At 72.0% G+C, this 24,010-nt stretch carries 20 protein-coding genes; 10 read left to right on the forward strand and 10 right to left on the reverse strand.

Going from position 1 to position 24,010, the window contains the following annotated elements; all coding sequences use genetic code 11:
* The first annotated feature begins 27 nt into the window (after nt 1-27).
* From lpdA to ACYQ0U_RS00985, 4 genes are read left to right on the forward strand one after another with little or no spacing between them, the layout of a single operon-like run.
* Nucleotides 28-1,419, forward strand: coding sequence for a dihydrolipoyl dehydrogenase (gene lpdA / locus ACYQ0U_RS00970; protein ID WP_459968446.1), 1,392 nt, complete (start codon nt 28-30; stop codon nt 1,417-1,419).
* 2 nt (nt 1,420-1,421) lie between these two features.
* Nucleotides 1,422-2,816: an NAD(P)H-quinone dehydrogenase gene (locus ACYQ0U_RS00975; RefSeq protein WP_459968448.1), complete on the forward strand. Its 1,395-nt coding sequence runs from the start codon at nt 1,422-1,424 to the stop codon at nt 2,814-2,816.
* A 16-nt stretch (nt 2,817-2,832) separates the two neighbouring features.
* On the forward strand, nt 2,833-4,002 hold the full coding sequence (locus ACYQ0U_RS00980; RefSeq protein ID WP_459968451.1) for a SpoIID/LytB domain-containing protein: 1,170 nt from the start codon (nt 2,833-2,835) through the stop codon (nt 4,000-4,002).
* A 15-nt stretch (nt 4,003-4,017) separates the two neighbouring features.
* Complete coding sequence (locus ACYQ0U_RS00985; protein WP_459968454.1) at nt 4,018-5,181, forward strand: SpoIID/LytB domain-containing protein; 1,164 nt, start codon at nt 4,018-4,020, stop codon at nt 5,179-5,181.
* On the opposite strand, the gene ACYQ0U_RS00990 is transcribed toward ACYQ0U_RS00985, so the two are convergent.
* The 5 genes from ACYQ0U_RS00990 to ACYQ0U_RS01010 form a co-directional block, all read right to left on the reverse strand.
* Nucleotides 5,168-6,304 carry a benzoate/H(+) symporter BenE family transporter gene (locus ACYQ0U_RS00990; protein WP_459968456.1) on the reverse strand — a complete coding sequence of 379 codons (1,137 nt, stop codon included), beginning with the start codon at nt 6,302-6,304 and terminating at the stop codon, nt 5,168-5,170. The genes ACYQ0U_RS00985 and ACYQ0U_RS00990 overlap by 14 nt on opposite strands.
* 23 nt (nt 6,305-6,327) lie before the next feature.
* Nucleotides 6,328-9,726, reverse strand: coding sequence for a pyruvate carboxylase (locus ACYQ0U_RS00995; RefSeq protein ID WP_459968458.1), 3,399 nt, complete (start codon nt 9,724-9,726; stop codon nt 6,328-6,330).
* Nucleotides 9,727-9,810: 84 nt separating this feature from the next.
* Nucleotides 9,811-11,247, reverse strand: coding sequence for a PH domain-containing protein (locus ACYQ0U_RS01000; RefSeq protein WP_459968460.1), 1,437 nt, complete (start codon nt 11,245-11,247; stop codon nt 9,811-9,813).
* Complete coding sequence (locus ACYQ0U_RS01005) at nt 11,244-11,723, reverse strand: PH domain-containing protein (protein ID WP_459968462.1); 480 nt, start codon at nt 11,721-11,723, stop codon at nt 11,244-11,246. Before ACYQ0U_RS01005 ends, ACYQ0U_RS01000 begins: the two co-directional genes overlap by 4 nt.
* 25 nt (nt 11,724-11,748) lie before the next feature.
* Nucleotides 11,749-13,533, reverse strand: a complete 1,785-nt coding sequence (locus ACYQ0U_RS01010; protein WP_459968464.1) for an acetyl/propionyl/methylcrotonyl-CoA carboxylase subunit alpha — start codon at nt 13,531-13,533, stop codon at nt 11,749-11,751.
* 163 nt (nt 13,534-13,696) lie between these two features.
* On the opposite strand from ACYQ0U_RS01010, the gene ACYQ0U_RS01015 reads away from it, so the two are divergent.
* Genes ACYQ0U_RS01015 through ACYQ0U_RS01030 form a run of 4 tightly spaced genes read left to right on the forward strand, consistent with a single transcriptional unit; the run spans nt 13,697 to nt 17,012 of the window.
* The gene (locus ACYQ0U_RS01015; RefSeq protein ID WP_459968467.1) at nt 13,697-14,884 is read left to right on the forward strand and encodes an acyl-CoA dehydrogenase family protein; all 1,188 of its coding nucleotides are present in this window, start codon (nt 13,697-13,699) and stop codon (nt 14,882-14,884) included.
* Between the two features lie 30 nt (nt 14,885-14,914).
* Nucleotides 14,915-16,315 carry an OFA family MFS transporter gene (locus tag ACYQ0U_RS01020; protein WP_459968468.1) on the forward strand — a complete coding sequence of 467 codons (1,401 nt, stop codon included), beginning with the start codon at nt 14,915-14,917 and terminating at the stop codon, nt 16,313-16,315.
* Nucleotides 16,312-16,413: an MFS transporter small subunit gene (locus ACYQ0U_RS01025; protein ID WP_459968471.1), complete on the forward strand. Its 102-nt coding sequence runs from the start codon at nt 16,312-16,314 to the stop codon at nt 16,411-16,413. Before ACYQ0U_RS01020 ends, ACYQ0U_RS01025 begins: the two co-directional genes overlap by 4 nt.
* Before the next feature lie 17 nt (nt 16,414-16,430).
* Nucleotides 16,431-17,012, forward strand: coding sequence for a GtrA family protein (locus ACYQ0U_RS01030; RefSeq protein WP_459968474.1), 582 nt, complete (start codon nt 16,431-16,433; stop codon nt 17,010-17,012).
* On the opposite strand, the gene ACYQ0U_RS01035 is transcribed toward ACYQ0U_RS01030, so the two are convergent.
* Entirely contained in the window at nt 16,951-17,559 is a 609-nt protein-coding gene (locus ACYQ0U_RS01035; protein WP_459968477.1) for a Maf family protein, read from the reverse strand. The two genes, ACYQ0U_RS01030 and ACYQ0U_RS01035, sit on opposite strands and share 62 nt — an antisense overlap.
* 56 nt (nt 17,560-17,615) lie before the next feature.
* Between ACYQ0U_RS01035 and ACYQ0U_RS01040 the strand changes: the two genes are divergently transcribed.
* Complete coding sequence (locus ACYQ0U_RS01040) at nt 17,616-18,635, forward strand: glycoside hydrolase family 6 protein (protein WP_459968479.1); 1,020 nt, start codon at nt 17,616-17,618, stop codon at nt 18,633-18,635.
* Nucleotides 18,636-18,703: 68 nt separating this feature from the next.
* On the forward strand, nt 18,704-19,726 hold the full coding sequence (locus tag ACYQ0U_RS01045) for a response regulator transcription factor (RefSeq protein WP_459968481.1): 1,023 nt from the start codon (nt 18,704-18,706) through the stop codon (nt 19,724-19,726).
* A gap of 13 nt (nt 19,727-19,739) precedes the next feature.
* Here the strand turns inward: ACYQ0U_RS01045 and ACYQ0U_RS01050 are convergent, their stop codons facing one another.
* The 4 genes from ACYQ0U_RS01050 to ACYQ0U_RS01065 all read right to left on the reverse strand — a co-directional run bounded on the left by ACYQ0U_RS01050 (nt 19,740) and on the right by ACYQ0U_RS01065 (nt 23,977).
* Nucleotides 19,740-20,456 (reverse strand): hypothetical protein, encoded by a 717-nt coding sequence (locus tag ACYQ0U_RS01050; protein ID WP_459968483.1) that lies wholly within the window; start codon nt 20,454-20,456, stop codon nt 19,740-19,742.
* Nucleotides 20,457-20,494: 38 nt separating this feature from the next.
* Nucleotides 20,495-22,021, reverse strand: a complete 1,527-nt coding sequence (locus ACYQ0U_RS01055; RefSeq protein WP_459968485.1) for a glycosyltransferase family 2 protein — start codon at nt 22,019-22,021, stop codon at nt 20,495-20,497.
* Nucleotides 22,022-22,148: 127 nt separating this feature from the next.
* The gene (locus ACYQ0U_RS01060; protein ID WP_459968487.1) at nt 22,149-22,361 is read right to left on the reverse strand and encodes an acyl-CoA carboxylase subunit epsilon; all 213 of its coding nucleotides are present in this window, start codon (nt 22,359-22,361) and stop codon (nt 22,149-22,151) included.
* On the reverse strand, nt 22,358-23,977 hold the full coding sequence (locus tag ACYQ0U_RS01065; protein WP_459968489.1) for an acyl-CoA carboxylase subunit beta: 1,620 nt from the start codon (nt 23,975-23,977) through the stop codon (nt 22,358-22,360). The genes ACYQ0U_RS01060 and ACYQ0U_RS01065 overlap by 4 nt, the downstream gene beginning before the upstream one ends.
* Nucleotides 23,978-24,010: the final 33 nt, after the last annotated feature.

A 24,010-nucleotide genomic window follows, 5' to 3' on the forward strand; every position in this document is an offset into this window, starting at 1 on the left:
CTGCGTCACGCCAGTAGGCTGACCACCGTGACCACGCACTTCAACGTCCTCGTCCTCGGTGCCGGCCCCGGCGGCTACGTCGCCGCCATCCGCGCCGCGCAGCTCGGCCAGACGGTCGCCGTCGTCGAGGAGAAGTACTGGGGTGGTGTCTGCCTCAACGTCGGGTGCATCCCGAGCAAGGCCCTGCTCCGCAACGCCGAGATCGCCCACATCATCACGAAGGAGAAGGACACCTTCGGGATCAGCGGCGACGCGTCCATGGACTTCGGTACGACGCACAAGCGCTCGCGCGGCGTCGCCGAGGCCAGCGCGAAGGGCGTCCACTACCTGATGAAGAAGAACAAGATCCAGGAGATCGACGGCTGGGGGACGATCAAGTCCCCGACCGAGATCGAGGTCGACAAGGACGGTCAGAAGACCACCTACACCTTCGACAACCTGATCATCGGCACCGGCGCCAAGGTGCGGATGCTGCCGGGCATGAGCAAGAGCGCGAACGTCGTCACCTACGAGGAGCAGATCCTCGACAGTGACCTCCCGAAGAGCGTCATCATCGGCGGCTCGGGCGCGATCGGCGTCGAGTTCGCCTACGTCCTCGCCAACTTCGGGGTCGACGTCACCATCGTGGAGTTCCTGGACCGGATGGTCCCGACCGAGGACGCGGACGTCTCCAAGGAGCTCCTCAAGCAGTACAAGAAGCTGGGCGTGAAGGTCCTCCTCTCGACCAAGGTCGAGAACGTCGAGGACACCGGCTCCGGCGTCAAGGTCACCGTCAGCACGGACGGCAGCAGCGAGGTCCTCGAGGCCGACCGGATGCTCGCGGCGTTCGGCTTCGCGCCGCGCGTCGAGGGCTACGGCCTGGAGAACGCCGGCGTGAAGGTCTCCGACCGCGGCGCGATCGAGGTCGACGCCCGCGGCCGCACCAACGTCGAGAACATCTACGCGATCGGCGACGTGACCGGCAAGCTCATGCTCGCCCACACCGCCGAGGCGATGGGCGTCGTGGCCGCCGAGACGATCGCCGGCGCCGAGACCGTCGAGATCAACTTCGACATGATCCCGCGGGCGACGTTCTGCCAGCCGCAGATCGCGTCGTTCGGCTACTCCGAGGCCCAGGCCAAGGAGAAGGGGTACGACGTCAAGGTGGCGACGTTCCCGTTCTCGGCCAACGGCAAGGCCCGGGGCATGGCCGAGGGCGTCGGCTTCGTGAAGATCGTCGCGGACGCCGAGTACAACGAGATCGTCGGCGCCCACATGATCGGCCCGGAGGTGACCGAGCTGCTGCCGGCGCTGACGCTGGCCCAGCAGTGGGACCTCACCGCCGACGAGGTGGCCCGGAACATCTTCGCCCACCCGACGCTGTCGGAGGCGATGAAGGAAGCCGTCGAGGGCATCGCCGGCCACATGATCAACCTGTGACCATGACCGAGCGAGTCGTCATCATCGGCGGTGGCCCGGGCGGCTACGAGGCCGCCCACGTCGCCGCTCAGCTCGGCGCCCAGGTCACGGTCGTCGACAGCGACGGCGTCGGCGGCTCCGCGGTCCTCACCGACTGCGTGCCGAGCAAGACCCTCATCGCCACCGCCGAGGTGATGAGCGAGCTCTCGACGTCGGTCGAGCTCGGCGTGAACTTCCACGACGCCGAGGGCGACGCCGCGACCGGCATCCGGGTGGACCTCGCCCGGGTCAACGCGCGGGTGAAGGCGCTCGCGGCCGACCAGTCCGGCGACATCGAGCGCCGGCTCACCCGCGACGGGGTCACGCTGGTCAAGGGCCGGGGCAGCCTGGCCGGCCCGGACCGCGTGGTCGCCCAGCTCGAGGACGGCTCGGAGCAGATCCTGCGCGCCGACGCCGTGCTCATCGCGACCGGCGCCGCCCCCCGCACCCTGCCGTCGGCACAGCCGGACGGTGAGCGGATCCTCACCTGGGAGCAGGTCTACGACCTCACCGAGGTGCCGACCGAGCTGATCGTGGTCGGCTCCGGCGTCACCGGAGCCGAGTTCGCCAGCGCCTACCTCAACCTCGGCATCCCGGTCACGCTGGTCTCCAGCCGCGATCGCGTGCTGCCCGGCGAGGACGCCGACGCCGCCAAGGTGCTGGAGGACGTCCTCACCCGCCGCGGCATGAACGTGCTCTCGAAGTCACGCATGGAGTCGGTCACCCGCGACGGCGACGTCGTCACGGTGACCCTCACCGACGGCCGCACGGTCCAGGGCTCGCACTGCGTCCTCGCGCTGGGCTCGGTGCCCAACACCGACGACATGGGGCTCGAGGAGGCCGGCGTCGTCCTCAAGGACGGCGGCTTCGTCAACGTCGACCGGGTCTCGCGGACCTCCGCCCGAGGGGTGTACGCCGCCGGCGACTGCACCGGCGTCCTCATGCTCGCCAGCGTGGCGGCCATGCAGGGCCGGATCGCCATGTGGCACTTCCTCGGCGACACCGTGCACCCCCTCGACCTGAGGAAGGTCTCTTCCAACGTCTTCACCGCGCCCGAGATCGCCACCGTCGGCTGGTCGCAGCAGGCCGTCGACGCCGGCGAGATGCAGGCCGAGGTCGTGATGCTCCCGCTGTCGGGGAACCCGCGCGCGAAGATGCAGGGCGTCCGCGACGGCTTCGTGAAGCTGCTGTGCCGCCCGGGCACCGGCATCGTGGTCGGCGGCGTGGTGGTCGGGCCCCGGGCCAGCGAGCTGATCCACCCGGTCTCGATCGCGGTCGCGGAGTCGCTCACGGCCGACCAGCTTGCCCAGGCGTTTACGGTGTACCCGTCGATGAGCGGCTCGATCGCCGAGGCCGCTCGACGCCTGCACCACATCTGACCTCTCGGGAGGCCTCATGCACGGCCGGCTCGCTGCTCTCACCGCCACGACCACCGCCACCGTCCTCCTCGCCACGGCGGGGCCCACGTTCGCCGACGACCCGGTCGCCGTACCGGACGGCGCCACGATCACCATCGACGGCCGCGGCCACGGCCACGGCCGCGGGATGTCACAGCTCGGCGCGTCGAACGCCGCCGAGGAAGGCGTCGGCTACCGGGGCATCCTCAGGTTCTACTACCCCGGCACCGCCCGGGGCACGGCCACCGGGCAGGTGCGGATCTTCCTCAGCAAGGGCGACCTCGACAACACGGTCCAGGTGCGCGCGCAGCGCGGCCTCGTGGCGCGGGCGGGCAGCAAGAGCTGGAACCTGACCAAGGCGAAGCCGCGCGCCCAGCGCTGGCGGGCCGTCCCGAGGGGCGACGCCCGGACGATCCTCCAGTACCGGCAGCAGGGCTGGCACCAGTACCGCTCCGTCGCCGGCACCCTCGCGTTCGCCGCCCGGGGCAAGCCGCTCACCCTCGACACCCAGACCGGCCCGGCGCGCTACCGGGGCTCCGTCCGCTCGGTGCCCTCCCGCCCGGGCCACCGGATGGCCGTCAACGTGCTGCCGCTGGAGTCCTACCTCCGCGGCGTGGTCCCGGCCGAGATCAAGGCGTCGGTGGTGCCGCGGCAGGCGCAGCGCGCCCAGGCGGTCGCCGCTCGCAGCTACGCGGCCCTCAAGCGGTCCACGCGGCAGGACCGGCCCTACGACCTCGACGACACGCCCGGCGACCAGCACTACCTCGGGGTCGACGCGGAGTGGCCGGCCTCGGACCAGGCCGTCGCGGCCACCGCCCGCGAGATCCTAACGTACGCCGGCGAGCCCGCGTTCACCGAGTTCACGGCCAGCAACGGCGGCTGGACGGCGGCCGGGGACGCGCCGTACCTCACCGCCCGGGAGGACCCCTGGGACGCCGACCGGTGGGGGCCGGTCGACTTCAGCGACGCCGAGATCGAGGCCACCTGGCCCGGGATCGGCGACCTGACCAGCATCGAGCTCGCCGACCGCAACGGGGCCGGGGAGTGGGGCGGCCGGGTCGGCAGCGTCACGCTGACCGGCACCGTCGACGAGGCGACGATGAGCGGCGACGCGTTCTACCAGCGGCTCGGCCTCCAGTCGGCGTGGCTGGCCATCCAGGTCCACTGACCTAGACTCTGACCGATGCGCGTCCTTCCGCTCGTCCTGGCAGCCGCCCTCATGCTGGTGTCCGCGCCTGCGCACGCCGCCGACTCGGTGAGCGTCCCCGCGGACGCGACGATCGTCGTCAAGGGCCGCGGCTACGGCCACGGCCACGGCATGTCCCAGTACGGCGCCGAGGGCGCCGCGCGGCAGGGGCTGACCTACCGGCAGATCGCCGAGTTCTACTACCCGGGCACCAGGTGGGGGACCGCCAAGGGCCGAGTCACGGTGATGATCAGCGCGGACACCACCGACGACCTGGTCGTGGTGCCCCGCCCCGGCCTCACCGTGCGCGACACGGCCGGCACGAAGCGGGTCGAGCTGCCCGACGTCGGCGCCCGCTACTGGCGGGTGGCGGTCGGCGCCGACGGCGTCAACCGGGTGTCCTACAAGGCCGGCGGCCGCTGGAAGCCCTGGCGCGAGCTCGAGGGGCAGGGGGAGTTCGCCGCCCGGGGCAAGCCGATCGAGCTCGTCACGCCGTCCGGCATCCGGGCCTACCGGGGCCAGCTGCGGATCGGCGTCGTCGGCGGCGACCGGGTGACGGTCAACGACCTCGCCCTCGACAGCTACCTCAAGGGCGTGGTCCCGCTCGAGATCCCCGCGTCCTGGAGCCCGCACGCGGTGCGCGCGCAGGCGGTGGCGGCCCGCACCTACGCGGCCTTCGAGCGCCGCCACCCCAAGACCTCGGCGTACCAGCTGTGCGACACCGTCTCGTGCCAGGTCTACGGCGGGTACGCCGCCGAGCACCCGTCCTCGAACGCGGCCGTCGTCGCGACCCGGCGGCAGGTGCTGCTGAGCGGCGGCCAGCCGGCGTTCAGCCAGTTCGCGTCGAGCAGCGGCGGCTGGACCTCGGCCGGGTCGATGCCCTACCTGCCGGCGCAGAAGGACCCCTACGACGGCTGGTCGGGCAACCCGGTGCACACCTGGCAGACGACGGTGGCCGACGAGACCATCGAGCGCGCCTGGCCGCGCATCGGCGACCTGCGCCGGATCGTCGTCAACCGCCGCGACGGCAACGGCCAGTGGGGCGGCCGGGTCGCGACGCTCACGCTGCGCGGCACGGGTGGCCGCGTCCAGGTGTCGGGCGACACCTTCCGGTCCGCGCTGGGCCTGCGGTCGACCTGGGTGACGTTCAGCGTGCGCTGACGGCGCGCAGCACCGGCCGCATGACGAGCCCGGCGATCAGCGCCCAGAACGCCGCACCGATGCCGAGCACCGTGATGCCCGAGGCGGCGACGAGGAAGCAGACCGCTGCGGCCTCCCGCTCGCCCTCCTCGGCGAGCGCTCCGGCGAGAGCCGTGCCGAAGGTGCCGATCAGCGCCAGGCCCGCGGCCGCCGGGATCACGTCGCCCGGTGCGGCGGCGACGAGCGCGGCCAGCGCGGACGCGGCGAGCGCGAGCACGACGTACGTCGCCGCCGCGCTGGTCGTGGCGATCCACCGGCGGTCGCGGTCGGGGCCGGCCGTCGGGCCGGCGGTCATGGCCGCGGTGATCGCGGCGAGGTTCATCGCGTGGCCGCCGAAGGGCGCGCCGAGGAGGGTGCCGAGGCCGGTGACGCCGATCGACTCCCGCCACGGCACGGTGTAGCCGAAGCTGGACATCACCGCGACGCCCGGCACGTTCTGGGAGGCCATGGTGACGATGTAGAGCGGCACCGCGATGCTCACGACCGCCGGGACCGTCCACGAGGGCGTCGTCCAGGTCATCGTCGGCAGCAGGTCGGACCCGTCGACCGAGGAGCCGGCTTCGACGAGCACGACGACGAGCGCGACGGCCAGCGACGCGGGCACGGCCCAGCGCCGCGAGATCCGGTGCATCACCAGCCACGCGAGCACGACCGGACCGACCAGGAGCGGGGAGTCGACGACGCCCAGGACGGGCTGCAGGCAGATCGGCAGGAGGACGCCGGCGAGCATCGCGCGGGCGAGCGAGGTGGGGATCCGTGCGATCACGTCGCCGAGCCAGGGCAGCAGCGCGGTCAGCAGGATCAGGAGGGCGGTGACCGTGAACGCGCCGACCGCCGCCGGCCAGCCACCCTCGACGGTGCCGGTCGTGATGAGCAGCGCCGCACCCGGCGTCGACCAGGCCAGCGAGACCGGCGTCCGGTGCCGCACGCTGAGCCACACCATGCCCAGCGCCTGGACCACGCACAGCGCGAGCAGCCCGGACGCCGCCTCCGCGGAGCTCGCGCCGACCGCGACGAGCCCGGCGAGGACGACGACGAACGAGCTGCTGAAGCCGACGATCGCGGCCACGATCCCGGCGACCACCGGGCCGCCGTGGTCGTGGCTGCTCAGGACAGCACCAGGACCAGGTCGCCGCCCTCGACGGCCTGGGTGCTCGAGAGCGCGAGCCGCTCCACGGTGCCGGCGACCGGTGCGGTGATCGCGGCCTCCATCTTCATCGCCTCGATCGTGGCGACCGTGTCGCCGGCGGCGACCTGCTGGCCCTCCTCGACCACGATCGTCACCACGCCCTGGAACGGCGCGGCGACCTGGCCGGGCTTCGAGGTGTCGGCCTTCTCGGCGGCGGCGACCTCGGAGGCGATGCTGCGGTCGCGCACGTTGACCGGGCGCAGCTGGCCGTTGATCGTCGCGAGCACCGTGCGGATGCCACGCTCGTCGGCGTCGCTGATCGCCTGGAGGCCGAGGATGAGCGTCTTGCCCTCCTCGATCTCGACCTCGTGCTCGACGCCCTGGCGCAGGCCGTAGAGGTACTCCAGGGTCGGGACGACGGACAGGTCGCCGTAGGTCGCCCGCGACTCGCTGAACTCCTTCGTGGGGCCGGGGAACAGCAGCTCGTTGAGCATCCGGCGGCGCGTCGGGCTGGTCTGGCCGGGGCTGCCCGCCAGACCCTCCTGCTGCTCGTCGGTCAGCGTCTCGGCCGGCGGCTTGTGCGTGCGGCCCTCGAGCGCGCGGGTCCGGAACGGCTCGGGCCAGCCGCCCGGCGGGTCGCCGAGCTCCCCGTTGAGGAAGCCGATGACCGAGTCGGGGATGTCGAACGTGCCCGGGTTCTCGGCGAACTCCGCCGGGTCGGCGCCGACGGCGACGAGGTGCAGTGCGAGGTCGCCGACGACCTTCGACGACGGGGTCACCTTGACCACGTTGCCGAGGATGTCGTTGGCGGCGGCGTACATGTCCTCGATCTGCTCGAACTTCTCGCCGAGGCCCAGCGCGATCGCCTGCTGGCGGAGGTTGGAGAGCTGGCCGCCCGGGATCTCGTGGCGGTAGACGCGGCCGGTCGGCGCGGGCAGACCGGACTCGAACGGCGCGTAGACCCGCCGGGTCGCCTCCCAGTAGGGCTCCAGCGCACAGATCGCCGCCAGGTCGAGGCCGGTCTCGCGCGGACCGTGGTCGGTCGCGGAGACCAGGGCCGACAGGGGCGGCTGCGAGGTGGTGCCGGCCATCGAGGCGGTCGCGGCGTCGACGGCGTCGACGCCGGCGCCGATCGCCGCGAGCAGCGTCGCGAGCTGGCCACCCGGGGTGTCGTGGGTGTGGAGGTGCACCGGGAGGTCGAAGTTCTCGCGCAGCGCCGTGACCAGCGTGATCGCGGCCGGCACGCGCAGCAGCCCGGCCATGTCCTTGATCGCCAGCACGTGCGCGCCGGCGTCGACGATCCGCTCGGCCAGCTTCAGGTAGTAGTCGAGCGTGTAGAGCGTCTCGTCGGGGTTCGACAGGTCGCCGGTGTAGCAGAGCGCGACCTCCGCGACCGACGTGCCGGTCCCGCGGACGGCCTCGATCGCCGGCCGCATCTGCTCGACGTCGTTGAGCGCGTCGAAGATGCGGAACACGTCGATGCCGGTGGCCGCGGCCTCCTCGACGAACGCGTCGGTCACCGCCGTCGGGTACGGCGTGTAGCCGACGGTGTTGCGGCCGCGCAGCAGCATCTGGAGGCAGATGTTCGGCACGGCCTGGCGCAGCGCCGCGAGCCGCTCCCACGGGTCCTCGGCGAGGAACCGGAGCGCGACGTCGTACGTCGCCCCGCCCCACGCCTCGAGCGACCACAGCTGCGGCGTGGTGCGCGCGACGTGACCGGCGACCGAGAGCAGGTCGCGCGTCCGGACGCGGGTCGCGAGCAGCGACTGGTGCGCGTCGCGGAAGGTCGTGTCGGTGACGGCGACGTCCTTCTGCGCGCGCAGCCGGCGCGCGAACTCCTCCGGCCCGACCTCGAGCAGCAGCTGGCGCGACCCGTCGGGCGCGGGGACCTCGAGGTTCACCTCGGGCAGCTTGGTCGCCGGGTCGATGCTGACCGGGGCGGCGCCGTGGGGCTGGTTGACGGTGACGTCGGCGAGGTAGTTGAGCAGCTTGCTGCCCCGGTCGCCCGACCCGCGCGCCTGGAGCAGCTGGGGGTGGGTCTCGATGAACGAGGTCGTCACCCGGCCGGCCGCGAAGTCCGGGTCCGCCAGCACCGCCTGGAGGAACGGGATGTTCGTGGAGACGCCGCGGATGCGGAACTCGGCGACCGCGCGCCGGGCCTTCTCGACGGCCTTGTCGAAGGTGCGGCCGCGACAGGTGAGCTTGGCCAGCATCGAGTCGAAGTGTGCGGACACCTCGGCGCCGGTGTAGGTCGTGCCGCCGTCGACGCGCACGCCGCCGCCGCCGGGGGAGCGGTAGGTGGTGATCACGCCGGTGTCGGGGCGGAAGCCGTTGGCCGGGTCCTCGGTGGTGATCCGGCACTGGAGCGCGGACCCGCGCAGCTGGACGGTGTCCTGGGAGAGCCCGAGGTCCGCGAGGGTCTCGCCGGAGGCGATGCGCATCTGGGACTGCACGAGGTCGACGTCGGTGACCTCCTCGGTCACCGTGTGCTCGACCTGGATCCGCGGGTTCATCTCGATGAAGACGTAGTTGCCGTCGGGGTCGAGCAGGAACTCGACGGTGCCGGCGTTCCGGTAGCCGATCTCCCGCGCGAACCGCACGGCGTCGGCGCACATCCGGTCGCGCAGCTCGGGGTCGAGGTTCGGCGCCGGCGCGATCTCGACGACCTTCTGGTGCCGCCGCTGGACCGAGCAGTCGCGCTCGAACAGGTGGATGACGTTGCCCTCGCCGTCGGCGAGGACCTGTACCTCGATGTGCCGCGGATCGACCACGGCCTGCTCGATGAAGACCGTCGGGTCGCCGAACGCGCCCTCCGCCTCGCGCATGCAGGTCTCGACGGCCTCGCGCAGGTCCCGGGGGTCGTCGACGCGCCGCATGCCGCGGCCGCCGCCACCGGCGACGGCCTTCACGAACAGCGGGTAGGGCATGTCGCTCGCGGCGTCGAGCAGCGCGTCGACGTCGGTGGACGGGTCCACGCTCGCCAGGGTCGGCACGCCGGCCGCCTTGGCCGCCGCGATCGCCCGGGCCTTGTTGCCGGTCAGCGTCAGGACCTCGGCGGTCGGGCCCACGAACGTGATGCCGGCGTTCCCGCACGCCTCCGCGAGGCCGGGGTTCTCGGACAGGAAGCCGTAGCCCGGGTAGACCGCGTCCGCGCCCGCGCGGAGCGCGACCGCGACGATGGCCTCGGGGTCGAGGTAGCTGCGGACCGGGTGGCCGCGCTCGCCGATCTCGTAGGCCTCGTCCGCCTTCAACCGGTGCTCGGACCACCGGTCCTCGTAGGGGAAGACCGCGACCGTGCGCGCGCCGAGCTCGTACGCCGCGCGGAACGCCCGGATCGCGATCTCGCCGCGGTTCGCCACCAGCACCTTGGAGAACATGCCCACACCCTATGAGTCCCGCGCCGGTGGCGGCGTGGTCGTCGTCACCCGCGAGACGGGCCGGCCCCGAGCGGTACGGACCGCTCAGGCCAGGAACTGGCCGACCAGGTCGGGGTGGGCCTCGTGGGCGAGCGCGACCGCGACCGGCTCCGGCACGTCGGGCGCGGTGAGCGACTGGCGCCCGCCGGCCGTCGTGACCACCAGGGTGGCGAGCCCGGCGCGCCGCTGGAACCAGGTGGCGCGCAGGTTCCAGCCGATGACACCGTCGGTCTCGAGGGCCTCGCGGCGCCGGTTGAGGCTGCCGGAGCGGACGACGACGTAGCCGCCGACGAGGGCATGCCCGAGGCCGCGCACCCGGTCGGCGGCCAGGGCGAGCGCGGGCGGGAGGGTGAGGACCGCGACCGCGACCGGCAGCCACCACGCAGCCCCGGCGGGTACGGCGAGGGCGGCGGCCAGCACGAGGACCAGCGCCGGACCGACGGCGCGGGTGTAGCGCCGGTTGCGGGCGCGCGGACCGTGGCCGACCAGCGGCGCGTCGAGCGGCCCGGGGGTGCGCAGCACGGCGCCCGCCGCGCGGTGGACGACCGCCCGGGGTGCCGGCGGCACGAGCAGCGTGGACTGGCCGTTCGCGAGGCCGGTGACGATCGCGCTCGCGCGGCCGCCGCCGGCCACGCGGAGCCCGAGGGGCTCGCCGACCGAGACGCCCCGCACCCGCTCGTCGTCCATCGTGGTCTCGCGCGTGGTGATCAGCCCCCGCCGCAGGTGCCACGCGCCGGCGGTGTGCGTGAGCCGGAAGCCCCAGTTCGTGACGACGTACCCGCCGATGGAGAGGGCGGAGACGACGACCGCCAGGCCGAGGAGCACCAGCGGGACCGCGACCCACGCCGACCAGGTCGCGGCGTCGTCGGCGAGCCGTTCGGGGTGCAGCCGCCCGAGCCCGCCGACGGTGTTGGCGACCTGGGAGGCCACGCCGAGGACACCGGCCGCGATCACCAGGCCGGCGCTGGTCAGGGGAGCGAAGCGCACCCACGCGGGGTCGAACTCGAGCACCGCCCGCTCCTCGGCCGCGCCCTCGGCGGGCGCGTCGGCGTGCAGCAGCCGGACCCGCAGCTCCCGCGCCTGATCGGCCGGCAGGCCGTCGAGGTCGAGCCGCTCGTCGTCCTCGGTCGACGCGGTGCCGGTGCCGATGCGCACGCTGGTCAGGCCGAGGACCCGGTGGATCGGCGGCGCGGTGATGTCGACGGTGCGCACCCGGTCCAGCGGCGCCGACAGCACGTGCCGGTTGAGCAGCCCGCGCCGGAGCTCGATCCGGCCGGGCGTGATCCGGTACGCCGTGGTGAGGTAGCGCAGCACGCCGAGCCCGACCGGCACCACCACCGCCGCGAGCTGCCACCGCTCGCCGAGCCCGCCGGAGGCCGTACCGGCGACGACGAGGGCGATCAGCGCGGGCAGGAAGCGGACGAGCTCGCGGACCGGGTGGATGAGCAGCATCCGGGGGTCGAGGCGCTGCCACTCGCTCACGTGGCGTCGCCCGGCACGCTGTCGGCCATCAGCGTGAGCTCGTCGACCAGGCGCAGGGCGACCTCGCGGTCGAGCCCCTCGATGCCGAGCGCGCCGGCGGCCGACGCGGTCGTGACGGTGACCGTGGACAGGCCGAAGAGCCGCGCGACCGCGCCCTCGACGTGGTCGACGGTCTGGATCCGCGACATCGGCGCGATCCGCCGCTCGCGGGCCCACCAGCCGGTCTGGGTGTAGACGGCGGTGCCGGTGACCTCCCAGCGGTGCACGGCGTAGCGCCACCGGGGCACGACGGCGACGTACCCGGCCACGAGCAGCGCGACCAGCCCGACCACCCACCAGCCCAGCGGGAGCCAGTCGGTCAGCGGGCCGACGACGGCGAGCACGACGAGGAGCACGAGCCCCTCGATCCCGGCGACCAGCGCCCACATGAGGCGGGCGCGCGGGCTGACCCGCTCGCGGGGCTCGCGAAGTTGCATGCGACCGAATCTACGGCCCGGCGAGTCAGTCCTTGAGCTCGCAGATGACTGCGCCGTTGGCGACGGTCTGACCGACCTCGGCCTGGAGGCCGGTGACGGTGCCGGACTTGTGGGCCTTGAGCGGCTGCTCCATCTTCATCGCCTCGATGACGACCACGGTGTCGCCCTCGGCGATCTCCTGGCCCTCCTCGACGACGACCTTGACGACCGTGCCCTGCATCGGGCTGGTGACGGCGTCGCCGCTGGCGGCCGCGCCGGCCTTCTTGCCGCCCCCGCGCTTCGGCTTCTGGGCGCCGCCACCGCCGCCGGCCACGGCGAGGCCGCCGAGACCGCCGGGGAGCACGACCTCGAGCCGCTTGCCGCCGACCTCCACGACGACGGACCGCCGCTCACCCGCCTCTCCGGCACGGGGGTCCTCGGCCGAGTCGCCGGCGTACGGCGGGATCTGGTTGTCGAAGTCGGTCTCGATCCACTGCGTGTAGACGTCGAACTTCTCGCCGTCGCCGACGAACGCCGGGTCGGACACGACCGCGCGGTGGAACGGGATGACCGTCGGCATGCCGTCGACGACGAACTCGTCGAGCGCGCGCCGCGAGCGCTCGAGCGCCTGGGTGCGGTCGCGGCCGGTGACGATCAGCTTGGCGATGAGGGAGTCGAACGAGCCCGGGATGGTCTCGCCGTTCTCGTAGCCGCCGTCGAGGCGGACGCCCGGGCCGCTGGGCGGGCTCCAGGCCGACAGCGTGCCGGGCGCCGGCATGAAGTTGCGGCCGCCGTCCTCGGCGTTGATGCGGAACTCGATCGAGTGGCCGCGGATCTCCGGGTCGCCGTACCCCAGCTCCTCGCCGGCCGCGATGCGGAACATCTCGCGGACCAGGTCGATGCCGGTGACCTCCTCGGAGACGCAGTGTTCGACCTGGAGGCGGGTGTTGACCTCGAGGAAGGAGATCGTGCCGTCCTGGGCGACGAGGAACTCGCAGGTGCCGGCGCCGTAGTAGCCGGCCTCCTTCAGGATCCGCTTGGAGGACTCGTAGAGCTCGGCGAGCTGCGCGTCGGAGAGGTACGGCGCGGGCGCCTCCTCGACCAGCTTCTGGTTGCGGCGCTGGAGCGAGCAGTCGCGGGTGGAGACCACGACCACGTTGCCGTGCTGGTCGGCCAGGCACTGGGTCTCGACGTGGCGGGGCTTGTCGAGGAACTTCTCCACGAGGCACTCGCCGCGGCCGAACGCCGTGACCGCCTCGCGGACCGCGGACTCGTAGGCGTCGGGGATCTCCTCGAGCGTGCGGGCGACCTTGAGGCCGCGGCCGCCGCCGCCGAAGACCGCCTTGATCGCGACCGGCAGGCCGTTCTCCTCCGCGAACGCGACGACCTCGTCGGCGTCCTTGACCGGGTCCTTGGTGCCGGGGGCGAGCGGGGCGTTCGCCCGGTCGGCGATGTGCTTGGCCTTGGCCTTGTCGCCGAGCGCCTCGATCGCGGCCGGCGGGGGGCCGATCCAGATGAGCCCGGCGTCGATGACGGCCTGGGCGAAGTCGGCGTTCTCGGCGAGGAAGCCGTAGCCCGGGTGCACCGAGTCCGCGCCGGACTTCTCGGCGACCGCGATGATCTTGGCGATGTCGAGGTAGGAGTCCGCCGGGGTGGCGCCGCCCAGCGCGTGCGCCTCGTCGGCCAGCCGCACGTGCAGCGCGTCGCGGTCGGGGTCGGCGTAGACGGCCACGCTCCCGATGCCGGCGTCCTTGCACGCCCGGATCACACGAACCGCGATCTCACCGCGGTTCGCGATGAGGACCTTCTGCAGTGGCTTGCTCTCCGGCACCTGCGACTCCTGCTCGACGAGGGGATCATCTCCGCCCGGCAGGGTATCGCCAGCAGCGTGCCAGCGGGATGTGGGCCATGTCTCGTCAGCCCGCACGGGCCCGGTACGCCGGCCCCGTGCTCGCCGGTTAACAACCGCTAACCTGACGGGCTACAGTCCTGACATGACCTACGAGCTGTCCCGCGAGCACGAGGAGTTCCGCCGTACCGTCCGCGACTTCGCCGAGGCGGAGATCGCGCCGCACGCGGCGCAGTGGGACCGCGATCACCACTTCCCGGTCGACGTCGTGCAGAAGATGGGCGCGCTCGGACTGTTCGGCCTCACGGCACCCGAGGAGTTCGGCGGCGCCGGCGAGGACGGCGACTTCACCAGCCTGTGCGTGGCGATCGAGGAGATCGGGCGCGTCGACCAGTCGATGGGCATCACGCTCGAGGCCGCCGTCGGCCTCGGCATCAACCCGATCCTCACCTACGGCACGGCGGAGCAGCGGCAGACCTGGCTGCCCGACCTCGTGGCCGGCACCGCCCTCGCGGGCTTCGGCCTCACCGAGCCCGGCGCGGGCTCCGACGCGGGCGCCACCCGGACCAGGGCCGTGCTCGAGAACGGCGAGTGGGTCGTGAACGGCGCCAAGCAGTTCATCACCAACTCCGGCTCCGACATCACCAGCCTGGTCACCGTCACCGCCCGCACCGGAGAGCGGGAGGGCGGCGGGCCCGAGATCAGCGCGATCATCGTGCCGAGCGGCACGCCCGGCTTCACCGCGGAGAAGGCCTACGACAAGCTGGGCTGGCACGCCTCCGACACCCACCCGCTCTCGTTCGAGGACGTGCGGGTCCCCGAGGAGAACCTCCTGGGCGACCGCGGTCGCGGCTATGCGCAGTTCCTCGCCACCCTCGACGACGGCCGGGTGGCGATCGCGGCGCTCGCCGTCGGCTGCATCCAGGCGTGCCTCGACATGAGCCTGGAGTACGCCGGGGACCGGCAGACCTTCGGTGGCCCGATCGGCCGCAAGCAGGGCGTCGCCTTCCAGGTCGCCGACCTCGAGGTCATGCTGCACGCGAGCCGGCTGCTCACCTACAAGGCGGCGGCCATGAAGGACAGCCAGAGGAACGGGCAGGGCGCCCCCGTGAGGGACTTCAAGCAGGCCGCGGCCGTCGCGAAGCTCTACGCCACCGAGTCGGCCGTCACCGCCACCCGGATCGCGACCCAGATCTTCGGCGGCTACGGCTTCATGGAGGAGTACCCGGTCGCGCGCTTCTACCGCGACGCCAAGGTGCTCGAGATCGGCGAGGGCACCTCCGAGGTGCAGCGGATGCTGATCGCACGAGGACTCGGTCTGCCGGTCGAGTAGTGATTGGCGCCACACCGGGTACGGGAGGTCGTGCTTCCTACTTTCCTCGCGCGTGAACGCACCGTCGCCGGGCCCGGCTTCAGCCGCTGGCTGATCCCTCCGGCGGCGCTCGCCGTCCACCTCTGCATCGGTCAGGTCTACGCGACGAGCGTGTACAAGAACGCGCTCGTCGAGCACTTCGACACCAGCCTCACCGCGGTCGGCGTGATCTTCTCGATCGCGATCGTCATGCTGGGGCTCAGCGCCGCGGTCTGCGGGACCTGGGTGGACCGCAACGGGCCGCGGGCGGCCATGTTCACCTCGGCCTGCTTCTGGTCGACCGGCTTCCTCGTCGGCGCGATCGGCATCGGCACCGAGCAGCTGTGGCTGGTCTACCTCGGCTACGGCGTGATCGGCGGCATCGGCCTCGGGATCGGCTACATCTCGCCGGTGTCGACCCTGATCAAGTGGTTCCCCGACCGGCCCGGCCTGGCCACCGGCCTGGCGATCATGGGCTTCGGCGGCGGTGCGCTGATCGCCAGCCCGCTGAGCGCCCGGCTGATGGAGCTCTACGACCGGAGCGGGTATGTCGCCACCGACCCGACCTCGGTCCCCGACGGCCACGCGGTGATGCTGCTCTTCGTCACCCTCGGCCTCGTCTACTTCGCCTTCATGATGTTCGGCGCCTTCACCGTGCGGGTGCCCGCGGCCGACTGGAAGCCGGAGGGCTGGGACCCCCACGAGGTGGCGGAGAAGAAGCTCGTCACCACGGCCAGCGTCTCGGCGCGCAACGCGATCCGCACGCCGCAGTTCTGGCTGCTCTGGGTGGTGCTGTTCTGCAACGTCACCGCCGGCATCGGCATCCTCGAGCAGGCGGCGCCGATGATCCAGGACTTCTTCCGGGGCTCCGACGGCGCGTCGTCGGTCAGCGCGACCGCGGCGGCCGGCTTCGTGGGCCTGCTCTCGATCGCCAACATGGCGGGCCGGTTCGGGTGGTCGACGACCTCGGACCTGGTCGGCCGCAAGCCGATCTACCTCCTCTACCTCGGTGGCGGCACGGTCCTCTACCTGCTGCTGGCCACCGTCGGCGACGGCACCGTGGCCCTGTTCGTGCTGCTCGCCGCGGTGATCCTGTCGTTCTACGGCGGCGGCTTCGCGACCGTCCCCGCCTACCTGCGCGACCTCTTCGGCACCTTCCAGGTCGGGGCGATCCACGGCCGACTGCTCACCGCGTGGTCGGCCGCCGGCATCGCGGGGCCGCTGATCGTCAACGGCTTCCTGGACACGCAGGGGACTCCGGGCGAGCTCACCGCCTCGGCGTACCAGCCCGCGCTGTTCACGATGGTCGGGGTGCTGGTCATCGGCCTCATCGCGAACCTGCTGATCCGGCAGGTCGACTCGCGCTTCCACGAGCCCGAACGGCAGCACGAGATGGAGAGGAGCTCGTCGTGACCGCACGGATCGCGCTGGCCTGGACCCTCGTCGGCGTCCCGCTGGCCTACGGGCTGGTGGAGACGCTCCGCAAGGCGGCCGCTCTTTTCACGGGGTAGCGGTTAGCCTGGGCGCCATGTCCGACCGGTGGCGCCGCGTCCTCACCGAGGTGTACCGGTTCCTCGCCGTCGGCGGTCTGGCCACGATCGTGGCGTTCCTCCTGTTCAACCTGCTCGTCCACGGCTTCCGGCTGGGGTACGACGCGCCACTGGGTGACCAGCCGTACCTGGCGTACCTGATCGCGAACGTCATCGGCATGGTCGTCAGCTACCGCGGCAGCCGCAGCTGGGTGTTCAAGGACCGCCCGCCGCGCACGGCGGACGGCGGCCGGCTGATGTTCATCGCGATCAACCTGGGCACGATGCTCATCCCGATGGCCTGCCTGTGGGTCAGCCGCTACGTCCTCGGCCTCGACGACCCGGTCTCGGACAACATCGCCGCCAACGTGGTCGGGCTGTTCCTGGGCATGGTCGCGCGGTTCTACCTCTTCCGCACGCTGGTCTTCCGGCGCCCGGTGCACCTGGCCGACCTCCGGGAGCGCCCGCTCCAGGTCTTCGAGCTGAGCGAGCTGCGCGTGGACACCCAGCCGATCGAGGTCATCGTCGAGGGGACCACAGATCCGTCCACGCGTGCCCCAGCTCCGCGACGAGCTCCCTGACCAGCGGCAGGCTCACCCCGACCACGTTGTGGTGGTCGCCCTCGATGCCGGTGACGAACGCGCCGCCCAGGCCGTCGACGGTGAACGCCCCCGCCACGACCAGCGGCTCCCCGGTCGCGACGTACGCCGCCACCTCCTCGTCGGTCACGTCCGCGAAGTGCACGGTCGTGGACGCGGTCGCCGCGGCCACCCTGCCGGTGGCGGTGTCGCGCAGGCAGTGGCCGGTGCGCAGAACGCCGGAGCGGCCGCGCATGTCCTGCCAGCGGCGTACCGCCTCCTCGGCGTCGCCGGGCTTGCCGAGCGCGGCGCCGTCGAGGTCGAGCACGGAGTCGCAGCCGAGCACCAGCGCCGCGGCCGGGACGTCGTCGCGCGCGGCCACCGCCGCGCACTTCAGCTCGGCGAGCTGGAGCGCGAGCTCGGTCGGCGGCAGCCCGTCGAGCTGGGACTCGTCGACCCCGGACACGATCACGACCGGCTCGATGCCGGCGCTGCGCAGGGTCGCGAGGCGGGCGGGGGAGGCGGAGGCGAGGACGAGGGGCTGGCTCACGCCAGCGATTCAACCAGTCCGCGGAACGCCTGCTGCGCCTCGGGCATGATGGCCGGGTGCCCCTCCACCTCCCGCGGCTGACGGCCGCGCTGCTGTCGTGCGCGCTGCTCGCGGGGTGCGGCGGTGCTGGTGGTGATGGTGCTCATGGTGGTGGAGCGGCGTCGGACACCGACGGTCGCGATGCCCAGGCGGTCAACGCCTACGCCGAGCGCGCCGGGTACGCCCACCCCGACTCCCACGCCGCCGAGGCGGCCGCGCAGGCAGCCGGGGAGGGCGACGCCGAGGCCCAACGGGTCTTCGACCGGCTGGCCGCCACGCCTCAGGGCATCTGGCTGACGCCGGAGGAGTACCCCGCGGGGCAGGTCGGCGGCTTCGTCACCGAGGTCGTCACCGGGGCGGACGAGGCGGATGAGGTGCCGACGCTCGTCGTCTACGGCATCCCGAACCGCGACTGCACCGGCGGCTTCTCCGGCGGCGGCCTCCCGGCCGACCAGTACGGCCCCTGGGTGCAGGAGATCGCCGACGCGGCGGGCGAGGGCGAGCGGTCCGTGGTCGTCGTCGAGCCCGACGCGCTCGCCTCGTCGTTCCAGTGCGGCGACCGGAAGCAGCGGGTCCGGCTGGTCGCGGACGCCGTCGACCGGCTCGTCGCGGCCGGGGTGACGACGTACGTCGACGGCGGCCACTCGCACTGGGTCGAGCCGAAGCAGCTCGCCGGGCTGCTGGAGCGGGTCGGCATCGAGCACGTCCGCGGGTTCGCCACCAACGTGTCGAACTACCAGACCGACGAGGACGAGAAGGCCTACGGCGAGCAGCTGAGCAGCCTCCTCGGCGGCGCGCACTACATCGTCGACACCGGGCGCAACGGCAACGGCTCGACCGAGGAGTGGTGCAACCCGTCGGGCCGGGCCTTCGGCGCGGACCCGATGGCCGCGCCCGGCGGCGACGCCGCGCACCTGGACGCCTACGTCTGGGTGAAGCCCGCGGGGGAGAGCGACGGCGAGTGCAACGGCGGCCCCGCGGCCGGCCGGTTCTGGCCGCAGCGGGCTCTGGAGATGGCGGTCTCGTCCGGCTGGTGAGATGCGGCGCGCCGGGGTGCGCCCTACCTCCCTCCGGACGAGCGTCGCCCGTTGTTAGGCTTCGACGCATGCAGCCGGGCGACGACTGGGTGGCCGTCATCATCGAAGACGACCCCGACGTCCGCGACCTCATCGACATCGTGCTCACGCAGTCCGGCTTCCGCACGATCGTGACCGAGAACGGCCCCGCGGGGGTCGAGGCGGTCCGGCAGCACAACCCGTTGATCACGACGCTGGACGTGAACATGCCCGGCATGGACGGCTTCGCCGTCGCGCGCCGGCTGCGCGAGTTCAGCAACACCTACCTGATCATGATCACTGCGCTCGCCGACGAGATCGACGTCGTGCAGGGCTTCGAGGCCGGCGCCGACGACTACCTCGTCAAGCCGTTCCGACCGCGCGAGCTCCGCGCCCGCGCGGACTCGATGCTCCGCCGTCCGCGCACCCGGCTGGAGGCGCCGGCCGGCTGGGCCGGGAGCGAGGAGCCCGCGCCCGATGCCGCACCGCGGGAGGAGTCCTGGGCCGCCGCGGCGGCGCGCGACCTGGCCGCCAACGCGCCCCTCCAGCCGCTGCACGAGCAGCCGGTGCCGCCGCAGCCCGCCTACCCCTACCCCCACCCCGTGCCGCCCGCGCAGCAGCCCTACCCACCGCAGGCCCCGCCGCAGCCGGTGCCGCCCGCGCCGCAGCCCTACCAGCCGCGGCACCAGGCCGATCCGGTGCCGCCGGTCGACCCCGGCATGTACGGCGTCCCGCCGAGCCAGGGCGGCTGGATCCGCTTCAACGGCCTCGCGCTGAACAACGAGACCCGCGTGGTGACGGTCAACGGCGCCACGGTGGACCTGACCCGCACCGAGTTCGACCTGCTCGCGTCCCTGCTCGGCACCGGCCGCCGCGTCCGCAGCAAGGCCGACCTGGTGCTGACCATGCGGGGGCAGCAGTACGTCACGTCGTACTTCGTCAACGAGGCCGACAAGCGCTCGGTCGAGGTGCACATCGCCAACCTGCGCCGCAAGATCGGCGACGACTCGAGCAGCCCGCGGTACATCGAGACGGTCCGCGGTGTCGGCTACCGGCTCGCCGAGGCGGTCTGACCGCGACGCGGCGTCAGTTGGCGTTGACCGGGATGGACTGGGCCGCGGTCGGCTGGTCGCTCCGGAAGATCGAGATCGGCACCTTCTGCCGGACGACCTCCTGGTGGAAGCGGTCCGAGCCGGCGGCGTCCTGGACCCAGACGGTGGCGGTGAAGATCAGGTCGATGCCCTTGGTGTCCATCGAGGTCGGCCTGATCTCCTGGTTGCGGAGCTCGAAGGCGCCCTTCGGCGAGGTGATGAGCATGCCGTACTCGGTCGAGACCGGCTGCGGGTCGAAGGTGACCCGCTTGGCCTCGGCGTCGAGCCGGTACGGGTGCTGCACCCGGCCGCCGTCGTAGGTGACCGTGTTCGACTCGACCGTGATGTGGTCGAGGTAGGCGAGCCGCTTGGTGGCGAACGGGTCGCGGAGCTCGCGGTCGAGGTCGTAGACCTGGAAGGTGAACGAGAAGTACTTGCTGCCCTTCGGGTACCACTCGTTGGTCCGCGGCGTCGACTTGGTCGGATAGAGCGTGAAGACGAAGTCCATGCCGTCGACGTCGTAGTGCGACTGGAAGGTGCCGTCGCGGGTGAACTGCGAGGGGTACGGCGTCTCCGAGGCCGACGGCGAGACGCTCGGTGTCGTCTCGGGGTCCTGAGCGCTGGTGAGGCCGTCGAACACCGAGCAGCCGCTCAGCAGCACCACGGCGGCAGCGGCACTGGCCACCGCGGGGAGCAGGCGCGAGCGGAACATGGGATCTCCTGGATGGTTCGGGGCAGGGACGGGGTCGGTCAGGCCTTGAAGCCGCGGTAGCGCTTCATCGCCTTGATCACCATCCACGCGGTCTGGAGCACGGTGACGACGCCGAGGATCGGCCAGCACACGGCGAGGATGTCGGAGCGGAGCTGGATCGGCAGCAGCAGCGTCCAGATCGCGGCCGTGACCGCGAAGATCACCAGGAAGGCGACGTACGGATAGAGCCACGCGATGCCCTTGCCGCGCTCGGCCTTCGCCTGCGCCGCCCAGTTGTCGGTCTGCTGGCGGCTGAAGAACTTCAGCCAGGCCCGGACGAAGTGGCCCATCCGGATCACCATGTAGGCCTCGGCCGGGAAGACCAGCAACGCGAAGAGATAGTCCCGCCGGTTCGCGAACTCCATCGACCGCGCGACCCGGAAGTTCAGCCAGACCGCCGCCAGGGGCGGGATCAGCCACCACGGGCTGAACACGAACGCGTCGATGCTGAGCGACCCGGCGAGCAGCAGGACGAACAGGCAGCGGGTGGTGATGTTGACGACCATCGACATGTGCTCGAACCAGCGCAGCCGCAGGTTGGGGTGGAACGGCTGGCCCTTGGTGTCGCCACGCTGGCCCGGCCACATCAGGTCGATGGCGCCGAAGTTCCACTTCACCTGCTGAGCGTCGAGCGAGCGCAGCGTGTCCATGCCGCCCACATGGGCGCGGGCCCGGGCGGAGATCTTGGTGAGGTAGCCGGCGCTCTTGATCTGCAGCGAGAGCAGGGAGTCCTCGACCTCGCTGTCGTTCACCCACGGGGTGCGCTGGTGGCTGTCGCGCAGCACGTCGCGCAGGGCCTGGGTGGAGAAGATGGAGAACTGGCCGCCGAGCACCGCCATGTTGCGGCCCTTGAGCAGGTTCTGCATGTTGAACGCGGAGAACTGCGCCCGCTGGCCGGCGGTGAGGAACTTGGCCATCACGCCGTCGAGGGCGCTGTCGTCGATCGAGTAGATCGCGGAGATGCCGCCGATCCGGTCGTCGCTGGAGATCTCGTCGACGAGGTGCTGCACGGCGTCCGGCTCCGGCGTGGTGTCGCCGTCGACGCCGAGCACATAGTCCATGTGCTCGACCAGGGAGTAGCCGTAGTTGAGCGCGCCGACCTTCTTGTCGGGGTTCTTGCCGATGTCGTGGACGTAGACGATCGTGCTCTGCTCACCGGTCGCCGTCATCCGCGTGTGCGGGCCGGCGTAGTGGCTGGCGATCTCGACGGAGTCGTCGGAGGTGTTGTTGACGATCAGGTGGATGACGTCGGGGAGGCGGGTCTGCTGGAGCAGCGCGTCCAGCACGCCGGCGATCGTCTCGGCCTCGTTGTAGGCCGGGATGATGCAGCCCACGGTGGGCCGGTACGTCGGCGCCCCCTCGAGCTCGTCGAGGAACTGCGTCTCGTAGTCGGCCAGGCCCGGGTCGGCCGTGCGGACGTACTCGCTCCCGCCGGTGAGCAGGTCCGGCCGCTCGTACGGCACGGCACCGGTCCACGGCAGGGTCTGGTACGGGTACCCGTCGGACCGCACGTCGTTGTGGTTCACGCCCTCGTCTCCTGACCTGTACCGTCCCCCGGCACGTCACCAGTGTCGGGAACCCGCCTGAAGACGCCACACGGCAAAGCCGAAAGATTGGCTCAAGAACCGGTCCAGACCGGTCGGAGTCGGGACCTCAGCGGGGCAGGCCGCTGGCGCGCCATCCTCCGGGGCCGGACAGGTGCGGGCGGCGTACGGCGCGCGCCGGGGCGTTCCACGCGGGGCGGCGGCGCCGCGGCGGCGCCGCGGGGGCCTGGAGCGAGCCGAGCACCGCGACCAGCGCGGCCACCTCCTCGGGCGTGGCGTCGCCCTTGATCACGCGGAGGAAGGGGGCCTTCTCCTCGCTCACAGCGGGATGTTCCCGTGCTTCTTCGCCGGCAGCGTCTCGCGCTTGGAGCGCAGCAGCCGGAGCGCCCGGACCACCTCGACCCGGGTCTCGTGGGGCGAGATCACCGCGTCGACGTACCCGCGCTCGGCGGCGATGTAGGGGTTGGCCAGCGTGGTCTCGTAGTCGTCGATCAGCTCGGCCCGCTTGGCCTCGACGTCGCCGCCCTCGTCCGCGACCTTCTTCAGCGTCTTGCGGTGCACGATGTTGGCCGCGCCCTGCGCGCCCATCACCGCGATCTGCGCGGTCGGCCAGGCCAGGTTGATGTCGGCGCCGAGATGCTTGGAGCCCATGACGTCGTAGGCGCCGCCGTAGGCCTTGCGGGTGATGATCGTGACCAGCGGGACCGTCGCCTCGGCGTAGGCGTAGATCAGCTTGGCGCCGCGGCGGATGATGCCGTTCCACTCCTGGTCGGTGCCGGGCAGGAAGCCGGGCACGTCGACGAAGGTCAGCACCGGGATGTTGAAGGCGTCGCAGAACCGCACGAAGCGGGCGGCCTTCTCGGAGGCGTCGATGTCGAGGGTGCCGGCGAACTGCATCGGCTGGTTGGCGACGACGCCGACCGAGTGGCCCTCGACCCGGCCGAAGCCGACGATCAGGTTGGGCGCGAACAGCTCCTGGACCTCGAGGAACTCCTCGTCGTCCAGCACCGTGGTGATCACGTCGTGCATGTCGTAGGGCTGGTTCGGCGAGTCCGGGATGATCGTGTCGAGCGCCCGGTCGAGGTCGCTGAACTCCATGTCGGCGGCGTCGTCGAAGGACGGGCCCTCGTCGAGGTTGTTCTGCGGCAGGTAGGACAGCAGCGCCTTGACGTACTCGATCGCGTCGTCCTCGTCCGATCCCATGTAGTGGGCGTTGCCGGACTTGGTGTTGTGGGTGCGCGCGCCGCCGAGGTCCTCCATCGACACGTCCTCGCCGGTGACGGTCTTGATGACGTCGGGACCGGTGATGAACATGTTCGAGGTGCCGTCGACCATGATCGTGAAGTCGGTGACGGCGGGGGAGTAGACGTGGCCGCCCGCGCAGGAGCCCATGATCATGCTGATCTGGGGGATGACGCCGGAGGCGTGCACGTTGCGGCGGAAGATCTCGCCGTACAGGCCGAGCGAGACCACGCCCTCCTGGATGCGGGCGCCGGCGCCCTCGTTGATGCCGATGATCGGGCAGCCGGTCTTGATCGCCAGGTCCATGACCTTGGTGATCTTCTCGCCGTACACCTCGCCCAGCGAGCCGCCGAAGACCGTGAAGTCCTGGGAGAACACGCACACCTGGCGGCCGTCGATGGTGCCGTAGCCGGTGACCACGCCGTCGCCGTACGGGCGGTTCTTCTGGAGGCCGAACGCCGTCGAGCGGTGCCGGGCCAGCTCGTCGAGCTCGACGAACGAGCCCTCGTCGAAGAGCAGCTCGATCCGCTCGCGCGCCGTCTTGCGGCCCTTGGCGTGCTGCTTCTCGACCGCCTTCGCGGAGCCGGCGTGCACGGCCTCGTCCAGGCGCCGCTCCAGGTCGGCCAGCTTGCCGGCGGTCGTGTGGAGGTCGATGTCCTGCGGAACGTCGGTTCCCTCGCCGGGATGGGCACTCATCGGCTTCTGGCTCCTCGGGTGGCAGCGGTTGTG

The organism is Nocardioides pyridinolyticus, assembly GCF_054653575.1.